12 protein-coding genes, 1 pseudogene and 1 other annotated feature are annotated in these 14,111 nt (G+C 60.6%); of the genes and pseudogenes, 5 read left to right on the top strand and 8 right to left on the bottom strand.

Annotated features, from left to right (window positions below):
• Positions 1-2: 2 nt before the first annotated feature.
• From AAA969_RS12205 to AAA969_RS12185, 5 genes and pseudogenes are all read right to left on the bottom strand, one after another.
• Entirely contained in the window at positions 3-188 is a 186-nt protein-coding gene (locus AAA969_RS12205; RefSeq protein ID WP_338246333.1) for an integrase core domain-containing protein, read from the bottom strand.
• On the bottom strand, positions 189-1,400 hold the full coding sequence (locus AAA969_RS12200) for a glycosyltransferase (RefSeq protein WP_338246332.1): 1,212 nt from the start codon (positions 1,398-1,400) through the stop codon (positions 189-191). It lies immediately after the preceding gene.
• Positions 1,397-2,149: a glycosyltransferase family 2 protein gene (locus AAA969_RS12195; protein ID WP_338246331.1), complete on the bottom strand. Its 753-nt coding sequence runs from the start codon at positions 2,147-2,149 to the stop codon at positions 1,397-1,399. The genes AAA969_RS12200 and AAA969_RS12195 overlap by 4 nt, the downstream gene beginning before the upstream one ends.
• Positions 2,150-2,374: 225 nt before the next feature.
• A protein-coding gene (locus AAA969_RS12190) for an IS3 family transposase (RefSeq protein WP_338244211.1) occupies positions 2,375-3,603 on the bottom strand; the annotation gives its coding sequence in 2 pieces (ribosomal slippage) (positions 2,375-3,315 and positions 3,315-3,603; 1,230 coding nt in all).
• Positions 3,206-3,322 (bottom strand) — a sequence feature (AL1L pseudoknot). (Overlaps the previous gene by 117 nt.)
• 115 nt (positions 3,604-3,718) lie before the next feature.
• A pseudogene (locus AAA969_RS12185) lies at positions 3,719-4,371 on the bottom strand (IS5 family transposase); the annotation flags it as partial.
• Between the two features lie 227 nt (positions 4,372-4,598).
• Between AAA969_RS12185 and glmS the strand changes: the two are divergent.
• The 4 genes from glmS (at position 4,599) to cysN (ending at position 10,662) form a co-directional block, all read left to right on the top strand.
• Complete coding sequence (gene glmS, locus AAA969_RS12180; RefSeq protein ID WP_338246330.1) at positions 4,599-6,419, top strand: glutamine--fructose-6-phosphate transaminase (isomerizing); 1,821 nt, start codon at positions 4,599-4,601, stop codon at positions 6,417-6,419.
• Between the two features lie 106 nt (positions 6,420-6,525).
• Positions 6,526-7,653 carry a DegT/DnrJ/EryC1/StrS family aminotransferase gene (locus tag AAA969_RS12175; RefSeq protein WP_338246329.1) on the top strand — a complete coding sequence of 376 codons (1,128 nt, stop codon included), beginning with the start codon at positions 6,526-6,528 and terminating at the stop codon, positions 7,651-7,653.
• A gap of 145 nt (positions 7,654-7,798) precedes the next feature.
• Entirely contained in the window at positions 7,799-8,767 is a 969-nt protein-coding gene (cysD, locus tag AAA969_RS12170; protein ID WP_338246328.1) for a sulfate adenylyltransferase subunit CysD, read from the top strand.
• Positions 8,767-10,662, top strand: coding sequence for a sulfate adenylyltransferase subunit CysN (gene cysN, locus AAA969_RS12165; RefSeq protein WP_338246327.1), 1,896 nt, complete (start codon positions 8,767-8,769; stop codon positions 10,660-10,662). Before cysD ends, cysN begins: the two co-directional genes overlap by 1 nt.
• Positions 10,663-10,715: 53 nt before the next feature.
• On the opposite strand, the gene cysQ is transcribed toward cysN, so the two are convergent.
• Positions 10,716-11,522: a 3'(2'),5'-bisphosphate nucleotidase CysQ gene (gene cysQ / locus AAA969_RS12160; RefSeq protein WP_338246326.1), complete on the bottom strand. Its 807-nt coding sequence runs from the start codon at positions 11,520-11,522 to the stop codon at positions 10,716-10,718.
• A 3-nt stretch (positions 11,523-11,525) separates the two neighbouring features.
• A complete protein-coding gene (locus tag AAA969_RS12155; RefSeq protein WP_338246325.1) occupies positions 11,526-12,242 on the bottom strand; it encodes an SLC13 family permease in 717 nt (238 codons plus the stop codon).
• Positions 12,243-12,464: 222 nt separating this feature from the next.
• On the opposite strand from AAA969_RS12155, the gene AAA969_RS12150 reads away from it, so the two are divergent.
• Complete coding sequence (locus AAA969_RS12150; protein ID WP_338246324.1) at positions 12,465-13,466, top strand: glycosyltransferase family 2 protein; 1,002 nt, start codon at positions 12,465-12,467, stop codon at positions 13,464-13,466.
• Here the strand turns inward: AAA969_RS12150 and AAA969_RS12145 are convergent.
• Positions 13,463-14,050 (bottom strand): hypothetical protein, encoded by a 588-nt coding sequence (locus AAA969_RS12145; RefSeq protein WP_338246323.1) that lies wholly within the window; start codon positions 14,048-14,050, stop codon positions 13,463-13,465. The two genes, AAA969_RS12150 and AAA969_RS12145, sit on opposite strands and share 4 nt — an antisense overlap.
• Positions 14,051-14,111 lie beyond the last annotated feature (61 nt).

Below are 14,111 nucleotides of genomic sequence, written 5' to 3'. Positions count from 1 at the left end.
GTTTATTTTGAGAGTCTGATGCTTTGATAGTCCACGGTTTGCGATCTGGCGAGGGTGCCGGGAGCGGAGCCCCTGCTTAGCTCGAGCGACCGGCACGCTGCGGGCGCCAGCCCGCCCAGGGATGAGTGAGGCCGGTGGTGGTTATAGTCATGCCTCCATCGCGGCAGCAGCTCTCGGGGCTGGGTCAATCAATCGGAAGTCCGCTCGTATAATTCATCGAGTTCAAGCTCAGCCATATGCCTGCTGAGTGTGGAGTTGGCGATCATCAGTCGCTCGTCGTTGATGGATCTGATCAGCGATTGGAGTATTCTCCGCACCTTGATGGCAATGGCGAGGGTCAGGCCAATCGACGCGCCAAGCCCAGCCGCCAGGGCGATCCAGATGGCCCAATTCGCAAATGTCGCGGCGGCGAGGAGGCTGGTCACACATAGAGCTGCACCGGCGACCAGAAAACGCCAGTTTCGACGCGCGACGCCGCGCCAGACGCTCGAAATCGGATTGACCGGATGGCGTGGGGCGGCGACCATTTCGGCTACATCTCGATGGTGAAGCGGTTCATGCCGCCGCAGTCCGCGTCGGGTGATGATCGGCGGGTCCGCTTGGGACAGCTCGGATTCAAATTCGAGGCGTGTTTCCGGTTCCAACAGGCGTGGGGATCTCGGTACAAGACTGCCGAATGTTTCGCGGAAATCCGGCGCAAGCTGGTCGAGTTCCCGTTTCAGCACAGTATCAACCTCCCGCATATAGCGAGCTCGGTCGACGTCAGAGCGCTGTCCTTCGCGGACGCGAAAACAGCCAAGCATGGACTCCACTGTATGAAGGTCGGCGTGACGGAAAAAGCGTGACCATAATTCAAAGTCGTTGGCGACCTTGAAGCGTGTGTCCAATAGGCCGCCCGCCTCATCCCACAGGCTGCGTCGCCAGAAGGTTGATTCCTGTTGGATCCAAAGGTGGTCGCCCGCAAGAAAGCGAAGTCTTGACCAGTGCTTGGTGGGGCCGACATAGGTCAGCTTGCTGGTTAGATCGCAAGTTGTCGGCAGTCCTGTGATCCATGAGACTTCCGGGTAGGTGGCAAAAATCCGGCCGACAATTGACAGGCAACCGGGCAAAAGAATGTCGTCGGAATTGATCCAGCCCATAATGTCGCCGCGCGGGGTCGAGAAGCCCTTGTTCAATGCATCGGCATGACCACCATCTGGTTCGATTACGATTTCTGAGAGCTGGTCGCGATATCGCGCCAAAATATCTATCGAACCATCGGTGCTACCCCCGTCTACGATCGCATAGTGGATGTTTGGGTAGTTCTGATCGAGAACCGACAGGAGCGTGTCTTCTAGGTAGTCGGCCCCGTTATAGTTCGGGGTGACCAGATGAATATTGGGGAGCGCCGCGTTCATCATGCGTGTTTTCGCCTAGTTTGAAGGGTGTGCGATGCGAGCGAGATGGTCGATTTGAGCGCGGACCAGTAGCCGGCGTGTCGACGGACCAAGTTGAATACTTCCGCCAACCTGTCAGGCGACACTGCGCCCGTTTTCGTGTCTCTGCCGACATAGACCTCCGAGTAGGTATCATTTGTGTGGAGAAATCGTGCTCCATTTCTATAAAGCCGGATCCACAAATCCCAATCCATCACGTAATGTAAGGATTTGTCGATGCCTTGAATGGAATTCAGCGCTGACCGCCGCACAAAGCAGGACGGTTGTGAGATGATGTTCGATCGGTAGAGCAGGTCTGACATGACCCCAATCTGATCATGGTGGCCAATGCATCGCCCCCGCCCGTCGATAAAATTCGACCGACCGTAGACAACATCTACGCCGGGATTGAATTCGAACAGGTCGTTAACCCGCTTGAGTGCGTCAGGCGTCAGGCGGTCATCACCATTTAGCCAAAAAACAACCGAGCCGTGGGTTTCGCGCCAACCTTCGTCTATCGCATCGGACTGGCCCTTGTCGGGTCCATGACGGCGATAGGCGAAAGGAAGTCGGCTTTCATCGGCGGCAAGGGCAACCCGCGCGTCGCCGGACGCATCCAGCAGCGCAACCGCAAGGGACACCTCTTGGGTGGCGAGGCTTTCAAAAGCCTTCGGGATGAAGGCATGCCAGGATCCGATTGGGACAGCTGCTGCAAAGGATATTGTTGAGGTCATTGCTGAGTCTTCTTGTGTGCGCCTGCACGAAACATAGAAAGGTCCACTTCCCTTCTTGAACTTCAGGTTATCCTAATCGCGAAACTGCGTGCGTAAAAAAGTCTGCGAAAAACACTTTACGGCCCGAGGGTCCAGACTCATTCATAGCCAGAAGGCGACGAGGATAGCGAGTGCGACGGCAAAGTGAACCGCCCCGGATTTCCCGGAGGCTGTTTGGTTTGAGTGTTACGCGGCTATGCCGGTTTGATCCAGGTTTTCGTAGTAGCGCTCTTCGGCCTCGGCCGGCGGGATGTTGCCGATCGGCTCGAGTATGCGGCGGTTATTGAACCAGTGGACCCATTCCAGGGTGGCGTATTCGACCGCTTCCAGCGAACGCCACGGGCCCCTTCGGTGGATAACCTCGGCCTTGTAGAGCCCGTTGATCGTCTCGGCCAAGGCGTTGTCGTAGCTGTCGCCCACGCTGCCCACGGAAGGCTCGACGCCAGCCTCGGCGAGCCGTTCGGTGTACTTGATCGAAACGTACTGGCTGCCGCGATCGGAATGATGGACGAGCCCGCCGCCGGACATCGGGCGGCGCTGATGCAACGCCTGCTCAAGGGCGTCCAGAACGAAGGCGGCATGGGCCGAGCGGCTGACGCGCCAGCCCACGATACGCCGGGCGTAGGCGTCGATGACAAACGCCACGTAGACAAAGCCGGTCCAGGTGGCGACATAGGTGAAGTCCGATACCCATAGCCGGTTCGGCGCGGATGGCTGGAACTGGCGGTTCACCCGGTCAAGCGGGCACGGCGCGCTCTTGTCACTCCTGGTGGTCTTTACCGGCTTGCCGCGGATGGCGCCAGCCAACCCCATCTCACGCATCAGCCGCTCCACCGTGCAGCGCGCCACGTCGAAGCCTTCGCGCCGCAGCTGACGCCAGACCTTGCGCACGCCGTACACCGCGAAGTTCTCCTCGAACACGCGCCGGACCTCCACTTTCAAGGCCGCGTCGCGCCTGGCCCGTGCCGGGCGTCTGTCCGGATCGCGCCGCCGGGCGACGTGCTCGCGATAGGTGGACGGGGCGATCGGCAATACCTTGCAGATCGGCTCGACGCCGTGCACCTCGCGATGATCGTCGATGAAGGCGATCATGGCCTGAACCGGCGGTCGAGCTCCGCCTGGGCAAAATAAGCGCTGGCCTTGCGCAATATCTCGTTGGCCTGACGCAGCTCGCGGTTCTCCCGCTCGAGCGCGCGGATCTTGTCGCGATCCTCGCTCGTCACCCCGGGCCGAGCCCCGCTGTCGCGTTCAGCCTGCCGGACCCAACGGCGCAGCGTCTCCGCCGTGCATCCGATCTTCGCCGCCACCGAGCCAATCGCTTCCCATTGCGAAGCATGATCGCTCTGATGATCCAGAACCAGCCGGACAGCCCGCTCGCGAACCTCCGCCGGATATCGTGTCGTATGTCGTTCCATGATGGCTCCTCCTTCTCACAGGTTGGAGCCTCCAGGAAACCCGGGGCGGTTCAAAGAGGAAGTTTCTGGCGAGTTTGTCATATCGGGTGGCGACACGCCTGAAGTCCTTGATGCGGCAGAAGGCGTTTTCGACGAGGTGGCGGTCACGGTATCTGGCCTTGTCATAGACGATCTTGCGCTTGCGATTGGAGCGGCCCGGGATGACGGGGACCTTTCCCGCCTGGCGCAGGCTCTTGCGGATCGCGTTGGCGTCATAGCCCTTGTCGGCGATGAGATAGCGTGCGCCTGCGGCGCGGTGCAGCAAGAGACCCGCCGCTTTCACGTCCGCCACATTGCCGGGCGTCAGTTCGAAGGCGTAGGGCCGCCCGAGCGTGTCTGTGAGGGCGTGGACCTTGGTCGTCTGTCCGCCGCGCGAAGGGCCGATCGCCTGAGTTTTCGCCCCCCTTTTCCGCCGTGGGCCGAGCGGTGCGCCTTGACGTAAGTGCTGTCGATGGAGGTCGATTTCGTGACCGCCCCGGACACCGCCAGAGCCTCCACGAGATCGGTCCAGAGGCGCCGGCGGGACCAGCGATTGAACCGGTTGTAGATCGTCGTCGAGGGACCGTATTCCGCCGGGCAATCACACCATCGGCAGCCCGGTTTCAGGACATGGAGGATGCCCGAGATCACACGCCGGTCATCGACACGCCGCGCGCCAGGCTGGTTGCTCGGGACATGCGGTTCAATCAGCGCCCATTGCGCATCGCTCAGCCAAAACAGGCGCGCCATCCAACATCCTCCAAAAGCCTCAAGCCATTGGAATCATGATTTGCAGCACCCTATCAATAGACTGATTGGGTTTTGAGCCTAGACAACTCGGTGCGCTTCAGAGTCCCAAGCAAGGAGCAGCCAAGAAACAGTAACTGTCCCTTGAAAGCGTTGGGGAGTCGAAGTTTAAGTGTCACTCAAGTTATCGGTCGAAGTTCCCCTTCAGCATATTCAGGAATGGCGAATTTATGTGTGGAATTGTTTGCGTATCAGGCTCTATCGATGCGGCGCTTATCCTCCTGAGGGGATTAAAGCAATTGGAGTATCGAGGTTATGATTCGGCGGGGATCGCTGTTCACGAGCCCGATGGCGCGATTCGACGTGCTCGAGCAGCGGGCAAGGTGGCAGCTCTTGAAGCCGCGATATCCACACCGTTTTGTGGGACCTCGGGAATCGCGCATACGCGCTGGGCGACTCATGGCGCTCCCACTGAGGCGAATGCCCATCCGCACCGAGCCGGCCGCGTCTGCCTTGTTCATAATGGCATAATAGAGAATTTCAGCCCGCTCAGGAAGGAATTGCTTGCTGAAGGCCGGTCATTCTCCAGTGAGACCGATACAGAAGTCGTTGCACACCTCCTTGATCGAGAACTGGATCTTGTGTCGGATCCAAAAGTAGCCTTGTTGAATGTTTTGTCCCGCTTGGAAGGCGCATTCGCCCTGGCGGCCATTATCGAAGGCGAGCCGGACCTTGTTCTTGGTGCGCGCCGTGGGGCACCGCTTGTCGCGGCAAGTGGCAAGGGCGCTGGCTTCCTGGCATCGGACATAATGGCGATTACCGGAGAGGCCACGTCAGTTATCTATCTGGAAGAGGGTGATAGCGTTCTTGTGCGACCATCCGGAATTGAGGTCTACGGCTTGGACGGTTTGCCAGTCGTCCGTCACGCCGTGCCCGCGCCAGCCTCGATGGCTCAAGCGGAAAAAGGCAACCATCGTCATTTCATGCAGAAGGAAATTTACGAGCAACCGGAAGTGGTCGGTCGGACATTGGCGGCCTATCTGGACGCGGCTTCAGGCTGCATTCGAGCTCGTGACGGTGTCGATTTTCGCGCGATCACACGCTTGTTGATCGTCGGTTGTGGCACGGCCTCCTACGCCGGACAGATCGCGGAATACTGGTTCGAAGCCCTATCGGGGCTCCCGGTCAAAGTCGATATTGCTTCAGAATTTCGCTATCGCAACCCGGCTTTTCTCAAAGGCGATGCTGCATTGTTCATTTCGCAGTCTGGCGAAACCGCTGACACCTTGGAGGCGCTGCGGCTCTGCAAGGCGGCCGGCGTTACGACGATCGCATTGGTGAACTCGCCGCATTCAGCCATGGCGCGGGAAGCGGATATCGTCGCGCCGACGCTCGCCGGGCCAGAAATCGGTGTGGCGTCCACGAAGGCCTTCACGTGTCAGTTGGCAGCCTTGGCGGCACTAGCCGTGTTGGCGGGACACCAGCGTGGCTGTCTGGATAGTGAGGCCCAGTCAGGCCATGTCGCCAACTTGCTGGCGATCCCCAGCCTCATGGGCGCAGCGCTCAAGATCGACCAGGAAGTTGACGCGCTCGCCACCGAGCTCGCCAACGCATCCATCGTCCTCTACCTCGGACGCAACGCGTTCTTCCCGTTGGCCCTTGAAGGCGCGCTGAAACTTAAGGAAATCAGCTATATCCACGCCGAAGGCTACGCCGCTGGTGAGCTCAAGCATGGCCCGATCGCGTTGATCGAGGAGGATGTTGCGGTTGTCGTTATCGCGCCTCATGACGCCCTGTTCGCCAAGACGCGCTCATCGATCCAGGAAGTGCGTGCCCGTGGCGCGCGAGTCATCGCCATCACAGACAATGCGGGTGCGGCTGAACTCGAGGGGGAGGTCAGCGCCATTCTGAAACTGCCGGATGTGCAGGGCATGGCTGCCCCGATCGTCGCGGCGACAGCCGTGCAGCTGCTCGCCTACTATGTGGCTGTTCACAAGGGCACCGATGTGGACCAACCGCGCAATCTCGCCAAGTCCGTGACGGTCGAATAACGAAATGTTTCGTGACTTTGGCGGGTCGGTACTGCCCTTTATAGGCGAAGAATGCGCATGATGATCCGGGGTATGGGCCCCGACGCAGCAAGGATGCATTCTCGCCATGGCTGACATGATCCCCTTCATCGACCTTCTGGCCCAGCGGGCGCGAATCAAGGAACGGACTGACGCGGCTGTCGCCAAGGTTCTGGACGAGGGACGTTACATTCTCGGGCCGGAAGTGGCCGAGCTGGAAGAAAAATTATCCGAGTTTGCCGGCATCGGGCGAACCCTCTCCTGCGCCAACGGGACGGACGCGATCCTGATTCCTCTGATGGCCTGGGGGATCGGGCCGGGGGATGCGGTTTTTGTGCCGAGTTTCACATTCGCCTCGACGGCGGAGGTCGTGGTGCTGGCGGGCGCGTCACCCGTCTTTGTCGATATCGACCCCGATACCTACAACATGTCGCCGGAAAGCCTGGAAGCCGCAATCGATGCCGTCAAAGCCGAAGGCGCGCTGAACCCGAAAGCGGTCATCGCCGTCGATCTTTTCGGTCAGCCCGCAGACTATCCGCGCCTCGAACCGGTCGCGCGCAAGCACGGATTGAAGCTCGTCTCTGACTGTGCTCAGGGTTTTGGCTGTACGCTGGGTGACAAGGCGTCTCTGCATTGGGCCGATGTCCTGACCGTCAGCTTTTACCCCGCCAAGCCGCTTGGCGCATATGGCGATGGCGGCGCGATCCTGTGCAAGGATGATGCGCTCTACGACGCCATGAAATCGGTTCGCGTCCACGGTGAAGGCAAGGCCCGCTACGAGTATGCCCGGATTGGGCTCAACTCCCGTCTGGATACAATTCAGGCCGCGATCCTGCTCGCGAAGCTTGAAGTGTTTCGCGAGGAGATCGAGATGCGGCAGCGGGTGGCGGACGCCTATGCGGCTGGTTTTGGCAATGCCGTGAAGCTTCCGCACATCATCGCGGGTGCGCAGTCAACCTGGGCGCAATACACGGTCGAGGTGGAGGATCGCGACGCATTTCGCGCGCACCTCGCCGAACAAGGCGTACCGACAGCGATCTACTACCCCATCCCGCTTCACATGCATGAGCCGTATGCCGGCTATCCGCGTGCGCCTGGCGGCCTGCCGGCGACAGAAGCTGCGGCGAACCGTGTCGTGTCATTGCCGATGCATCCGGACATGCCGCAGGCCGACATCGAACGTGTTGTCGCCGCCGTGACCGGATTTCGTTCGTAGGCTGTTGGCTTCTGTGCGGATGCCGCGATGGCGACCGCCCGGGCTTCCTGGGTGGTAATTTGTGACAGCTTGTCCTACATCGCCTCCTGAATGGGCGATGTGCCGCACGCGTGGCACTAAAATCTTACCTTGATCGGGGGGCAAAATGGCTGACATCGGGAAAACGGTGCGCGCTTATGCTGAGCGTTTCAATTCGGCCAAGACGCGCCAACGCCCGCTCTCTGCCCATCTCAAGGCGCTCGAGTCCGAGAGCATGCATATCATGCGGGAAGTGGTCGCCGAGTTTTCCAACCCGGTCATGCTCTACTCGATCGGCAAGGACAGCGCGGTCATGCTTCACCTGGCGCTGAAGGCCTTCTACCCGTCGCGTCCGCCTTTCCCGCTGCAGCACGTCGACTCCACGTTCAAGTTCAAGGACATGATCACCTTCCGCGACGCGATCGCGAAGGAGCTTGGCCTGGAGGTCCGCGTCGAGATCAACGAGGAGGGTCGGGCGTGGGGCATCAATCCGTTCGATCATGGCTCCCAGCTTCACACCCAGGTCATGAAGACCGAGGCCCTGCGCAGCGCGATGACCCGTCACAAGTATGATGCGGCCTTTGGTGGCGCGCGTCGCGACGAGGAGAAGTCACGCGCCAAGGAGCGCATCTTCTCCTTCCGTGACACCAATCACGGCTGGGACCCGAAGAACCAGCGGCCCGAGCTCTGGCACACCTACAACACCAAGATCAAGCAAGGCGAGTCGATCCGGGTCTTTCCGCTGTCCAACTGGACCGAGCTGGATATCTGGCAGTACATCCTCGAGGAGGATATCCCGATCGTGCCGCTGTACTACGCGGCCCACCGGCCGGTAGTCGAGCGCGATGGCCAGCTCATCATGGTCGATGACGAGCGCCTGCCGCTCAAGGAAGGCGAGACGCCGGACCTCAAGCTCGTGCGCTTCCGGACCCTGGGCTGCTATCCGCTGACCGGGGCGATCGAGTCGAGTGCCCAGACGCTCGAAGAGATTGTCCTGGAAATGCTGACAGCACGGACTTCCGAGCGGTCGGGTCGCTTGATCGACCATGACGAGGCCGGGTCGATGGAGAAGAAGAAGCGCGAGGGTTACTTCTGATGGATACTCAAGATGCGCGCGCGAATGTCATGGATCGGCTGACCCAGTCCGGCGGACAGGGTGTTTTGCGCTTCCTGACCTGCGGTTCCGTCGATGACGGCAAGTCGACCCTCATCGGACGCCTTCTCTATGACAGCAAGCTGTTGTTCGAGGATCAGATCAATGTGCTCGAGCGCGATAGCCGCAAGCACGGCACGGCGGGCGATGAGATCGATTTTGCGCTTCTTCTGGATGGTCTCGAGGCTGAGCGCGAGCAGGGCATTACGATTGATGTCGCCTATCGGTTCTTCGCGACGGAGAAGCGCAAATTCGTCGTCGCCGACACGCCCGGCCATGAGCAATACACCCGCAACATGGCGACCGGCGCCTCAACGGCTGACGTCGCCGTCATGATGATTGACGCCCGCAAGGGTGTCCTAGTTCAGACCCTGCGTCACACCTATATCGCGCGCATGATGGGAATCCGCCACATCGTGCTGGCTGTGAACAAGATGGACCTGGTCGACCATTCGCGCGGACGCTTCCACGAGATCGTGGCGAGTTATCTCAAGAGCGCTGACGATCTGGGTTTCGAGACGATCACCCCGATACCGATGTCTGCGCGCTATGGTGGCAATGTCACCAAGCGTAGTGATGACACGAAATGGTATACCGGGCCGACTCTGATCGAACATCTCGAAAGCCTCGACATCAACAGCGAGATCCAGAACGAGCCGTTCCGCATGCCGGTTCAGTGGGTCAATCGCCCCAATCTGAATTTCCGTGGTTACTCCGGAACCATCGTTGCCGGCGCCGTAAAGCCGGGCGATGCCATCGTCGTGGCGCAGTCGGGACAGGCTGCCAATGTTGAGCGGATCGTGACCGCTGACGGTGACTTGGCCGAGGCGGTCGCCGGCGACGCGGTGACGCTGGTGCTCAATCATGAGATCGATATTTCGCGCGGCGACATCATCGCGGCGGCCGAAGCGCGGCCTGAAGTCACTGATCAGTTTGCTGCCAAGCTGCTCTGGATGTCCGAGGAAGACCTGCTGCCCGGCCGCTCCTACCTGCTCAAGATCGGGACTGCGACGACACCGGCAACCGTGTCGGCACTCAAGCACCGGGTCGATGTCAATACCTATGAGAAGAAGCCGAGCCGCAAGCTCGAGATGAACGGGATCGGCTTTTGCAACATGTCGACCGCCCGCCCGATCACCTTCGATCCCTATCACCAGATCCGGGACATGGGCGCCTTCATCCTGATCGACCGCTTCACCAACCAGACGGTCGGTGCCGGCATGATCGAGTTCGGCCTGCGCCGGGCGTCCAACATCCACCATCACGCCATGGATGTGACGAAAGAAGCGCGGGCCCAGATCAAGGGGCAGAAGCCGGCCATCCTGTGGTTCACCGGCCTTTCCGGTGCTGGCAAATCGACAGTCGCCAACCTGGTTGAGCGCAAGCTGTCGCAAGCAGGCCACCACACCTATTCCCTGGATGGTGACAATATCCGTCACGGCTTGAACCGGGATCTCGGCTTCACTGACGAGGACCGAGTTGAGAATGTCCGTCGCATCGGTGAAGTCGGGAAGCTGTTTGTCGATTCAGGCCTGATTGTGACGTGTTCCTTCATTTCGCCCTTCCGTTCGGAACGCCGAATGGTGCGCGAGCTGGTCGAGGATGGCGAGTTCATTGAGGTCTTCATCGACGCGCCGCTTGAGGTCTGTATCGAGCGGGATCCCAAGGGCCTCTACAAGAAAGCCCAGGCGGGTGAGATCAAGAACTTCACGGGTTTCGACAGCCCCTATGAAGTGCCCGAGATGCCGGAGCTGCATATCAAGACAGCCGATCTGAGCGCCGAGGATGCTGCCGACAAGGTGATCGCCGAGCTCAAACGCATGGGACGTCTGGGTTAGGTTTCGGCGAGGGCGGCGCCGGCCGGGCGCCGCCGTCACGAGATGGGGTTAGTCTATACGGCCCCAGCTATACGGCCCCAGGCGACGAATGCCCCATTGAGGTATTCGACGGCTTCCTTGGCGTAGATGAAGGGCGCTCCGTCCGGTGTCAGAACCGCGCCGCCGGCGGCGTTGAGAACCGCGTGACCCGCGCCGGTGTCCCACTCCTTGGTCGGCCCGAAGCGTGGATAGACGTCCGCAGTTCCTTCGGCGATCAGGCAGAATTTCAGTGACGAGCCCGCAGAAACCGTTTCCGTCACGCCTTGGGCGTTGGCAAAGGCTCGTGTCTTTTCGTCCGCGTGCGAGCGGCTCATCACGGCTGTCATGCCCCCGGCAGGCCGGTCGCGTGTCGTGATCATATCAAGCGAGTCGGCCGATACCGGTGCGCCGGCTTTCAGCGCGCCGGCCCAGGCGTGCGTTCCACCGACAAAGATTCGCTCGCGAGCCGGGGCGAAAACGCAACCCGCCGTCGGCGCCCGATTTTCGATTAGCGCGATATTGACTGTGAACTCGCCATTCTTGTTGATGAATTCCTTGGTGCCGTCGACAGGGTCAACGAGGATGAAGGCGCCATCGGTTTTGGGGCGGAAACCGGCAGCAAAACTCTCTTCTGCGAGGACAGGAATGCCGGGCAGGGCGGCCTCGAGTTCTGCAAGGATGATTTTCTCGGCCAGTTCGTCCGCGTCCGTTACCGGGGACTTGTCGTCCTTACCCCGTGCTTCGAAATCACTCTCATAGATTTCCATGATCTTGACCGCAGCGAGTGAGCATATGCGGGCAAATTCGAAGGCTATTGCATTCTTGTCGTCGAGATTCGGCATGGGTCAGATCCAGGTCACAGATACAAAAGGGTGATAATGGGCAGCGGCGACGCTGCGGCCGTTCAGCGGGGAGTCGTCATCGATCCGGGCTTCAACATGGAAGATGCCGCTGGTGTCGGTCTCTTGCGTCTTGCGGTCCTTCAGGATGACAGGCGCCGTCACGACGAGGACTATGAACACGGCAATCGCGACCGCGGCACCGGGCAGGGCGAAGTCAAAGACCGAGAGATCGACCCCGAATTGTGCCGCCTCGCCCGTCACCATGAGGCTGGCCGAAGTGCCAAAGGGTGTCAGCATGCCACCGGCGAGGGCCATGTAGGACAGTGGCAGCAGGAGGAGGTGAGGCGAGATGTCTGGTCGGCGCGCAGCGGACCCAAGGAGAGCTGCGACAACAGCAGTGTTGGGCGTGACCGAGGAGGCCAGCGCGGCCGAGCCGAGGAAGCGCGCCAGCGTCACGCGGGGCGCCCGCCCCGGTCGGCCGAACACCGTCCGGCTCAGACCCGGCAGTTTGGCCAGCGCCGATGCAATGATCACGAGGCTGGTCACGGCCAGGATGGCCGGAGTGGTGAGGCGGTCCAGGGCATCGTCGAAGGCGATACGCCCGGTGAGTATGGTCGCGGCCGCAAACAGCGCAAAGGCGCGGGCGGTCGACAGGCGACCGGACAACAGGATCGCGCCCAGCCCCAGGACCAGTCCCGCATCAATCAGGATTGTGCTCATGCGTTTTGCCCCACGCCCTCACTCATTCGCTGTCATGCCCGGAGAACGCGCTCAGCGCCATATCTGCCCGTGAAAGCCTGCTTCGGACATCCGCACGGGGTGTCGTCATGATGATGGGACGTGCGCGAGCAGTTCGCGGCGGACGGGAAGCATGCTACCCGCTATTGCTGGAAATGAAAGGCGCTGCAACGCAGCACGTCTCAATCGAAGCCGGGAAATCGCGTGCCTCAAACCGCTGACATCTCCGTTCTCATTGTCTCATACAAGAGCGTCGACACTCTTGCAGGCTGTCTCGCAGCGCTGACGGCGCAAAGCCTCGCACCACGTGAGATCATTGTCCTGGAAAACGGATCTCCCGACGGTCAGCGGGTGCGGGCCGCCGATATGCCAGAGGGCGTCCGTCTGGTGGAGAGTGACGAGAATCTTGGTTTCGCCGGTGGAAACAATTATCTGGCGACGCTCGCGAAGGGGGCCTGGTTCGCGCTGCTGAACCCTGACGCCTATCCGCACCCGGACTGGATCGAGCAGTTGGACCGCGCCCGCACGATTTATCCGGCGGCGTCGATGTTCGGCTCGACCCAGTTTGTAGCCAATCAGCTCGATACACTGGATGGCACAGGCGATTGTTACCATGCGCTCGGCTTGGCCTATCGCTCCGGCTATGGGCGACCTGCCCGGTCGCTCCCCGAGGGCGAAGTGTTCGCAGCCTGCGGCGCGGCGCTCTTCATAAAGCGCGACGTCTATGAAGCCCTGGGCGGGTTTGATGAGCGCTTTTTCTGTTACAATGAGGATGTCGACCTTGGCTACCGTGCCCGGTTGCAGGGCTATCAGGTCATCCAGCTCGCCAGCGCGGCGGTCGATCATGTTGGCTATGGATCTTCCGGCCGACGTTCGGAATTCGCAACCTATCACGGTGTCCGCAACCGGCTGTGGGTCTTCCTCAAGAACACCCCGGGCTGGCTTTTCTGGTTGCTGCTTCCTGGCCATGTTCTGGTGACCGGGCTGCTCTGGTTATCGTCACTTCGCTTCGGTCAAGGGCGTGTTTTCGCGCGAGCCCTGGGAGACGGTCTGGCCGGCCGGAGGGATATATTCCTGACACGGGCTGAGGTTCAGAAGGCGAGACGGGTTCCGCCGTCAGCGATTGCCCGCATGATGAACTGGAACCCGATCGACCTGCTGACACGGCGGGCGAAAGTACGCCTGCTGAGTCGACAGAAGCCCTAACTTTCGCAGGGCAGGGGTTCCAACGCGGTGATTTCGACACGCTGCAGGTCGATCCGGTTGCGCTGTGCGCGCCAGTCCGGCCAGAGGCTGACATAGGCGAAGGCAAGTTCGCAGCGCGCGGGCAAGAGTTCGATCGTCAGGCTCTCATAGTTTTCGCTGGTTTCTTGGCTCTCCCAATCGGCCTGGCTCCGACCGGGTATGAAGACATTGAGGAGGGTCTGTTCAGCCCCCTGGTCCGGGGTTGCCCGGAGTGTGTAAGTCACTCGCAGGCGGTGCCCCTGAAACGCTTCGATCTCGTCTGGTGACAGCGTGAAAAACGCACCCGCCGACTGGAGGCCGTCCAAGGGACCGCGGGCTGCGGCAATGCGGGCAAACTGCGAGCCGTCCTCAGTGAGGAATTCGATAGTGAGACCATTTCCCAGTGTCATCCCCGCCAGGCGTTCGCCCTCATAGATCAGGCCCTCAGCGCGAATCTCCTCCGGTGTGCGGTGATCGGTGTCCCCAAAGCTCATGGCCGCGGCAATCATGGCGGCAGCCGCTGCGGTCGCGATCGGGTAGAATGCCCAGTCGGGAAGGGAAAGCATCTGTCGAAATCGCCTTTGGTTCGAGCGCTGTAAAGCTTTGACCTTGTGGACTGTCAGGACA

Origin of the sequence: Maricaulis maris, from assembly GCF_036322705.1 — a bacterium.
In the GTDB taxonomy this organism is placed as follows: domain Bacteria; phylum Pseudomonadota; class Alphaproteobacteria; order Caulobacterales; family Maricaulaceae; genus Maricaulis; species Maricaulis maris_B.
This window is presented reverse-complemented; position numbering and strand designations above follow the sequence as displayed.

Bases quoted from the DNA above. Each gene is read 5' to 3' on its own strand.
- AAA969_RS12200 (WP_338246332.1), bottom strand. From the start codon at position 1,400: ATGATGAACGCGGCGCTCCCCAATATTCATCTGGTCACCCCGAACTAT.
- AAA969_RS12195 (WP_338246331.1), bottom strand. From the start codon at position 2,149: ATGACCTCAACAATATCCTTTGCAGCAGCTGTCCCAATCGGATCCTGG.
- glmS (WP_338246330.1), top strand. From the start codon at position 4,599: ATGTGTGGAATTGTTTGCGTATCAGGCTCTATCGATGCGGCGCTTATC.
- AAA969_RS12175 (WP_338246329.1), top strand. From the start codon at position 6,526: ATGGCTGACATGATCCCCTTCATCGACCTTCTGGCCCAGCGGGCGCGA.
- cysD (WP_338246328.1), top strand. From the start codon at position 7,799: ATGGCTGACATCGGGAAAACGGTGCGCGCTTATGCTGAGCGTTTCAAT.
- cysN (WP_338246327.1), top strand. From the start codon at position 8,767: ATGGATACTCAAGATGCGCGCGCGAATGTCATGGATCGGCTGACCCAG.
- cysQ (WP_338246326.1), bottom strand. From the start codon at position 11,522: ATGCCGAATCTCGACGACAAGAATGCAATAGCCTTCGAATTTGCCCGC.
- AAA969_RS12155 (WP_338246325.1), bottom strand. From the start codon at position 12,242: ATGAGCACAATCCTGATTGATGCGGGACTGGTCCTGGGGCTGGGCGCG.
- AAA969_RS12145 (WP_338246323.1), bottom strand. From the start codon at position 14,050: ATGCTTTCCCTTCCCGACTGGGCATTCTACCCGATCGCGACCGCAGCG.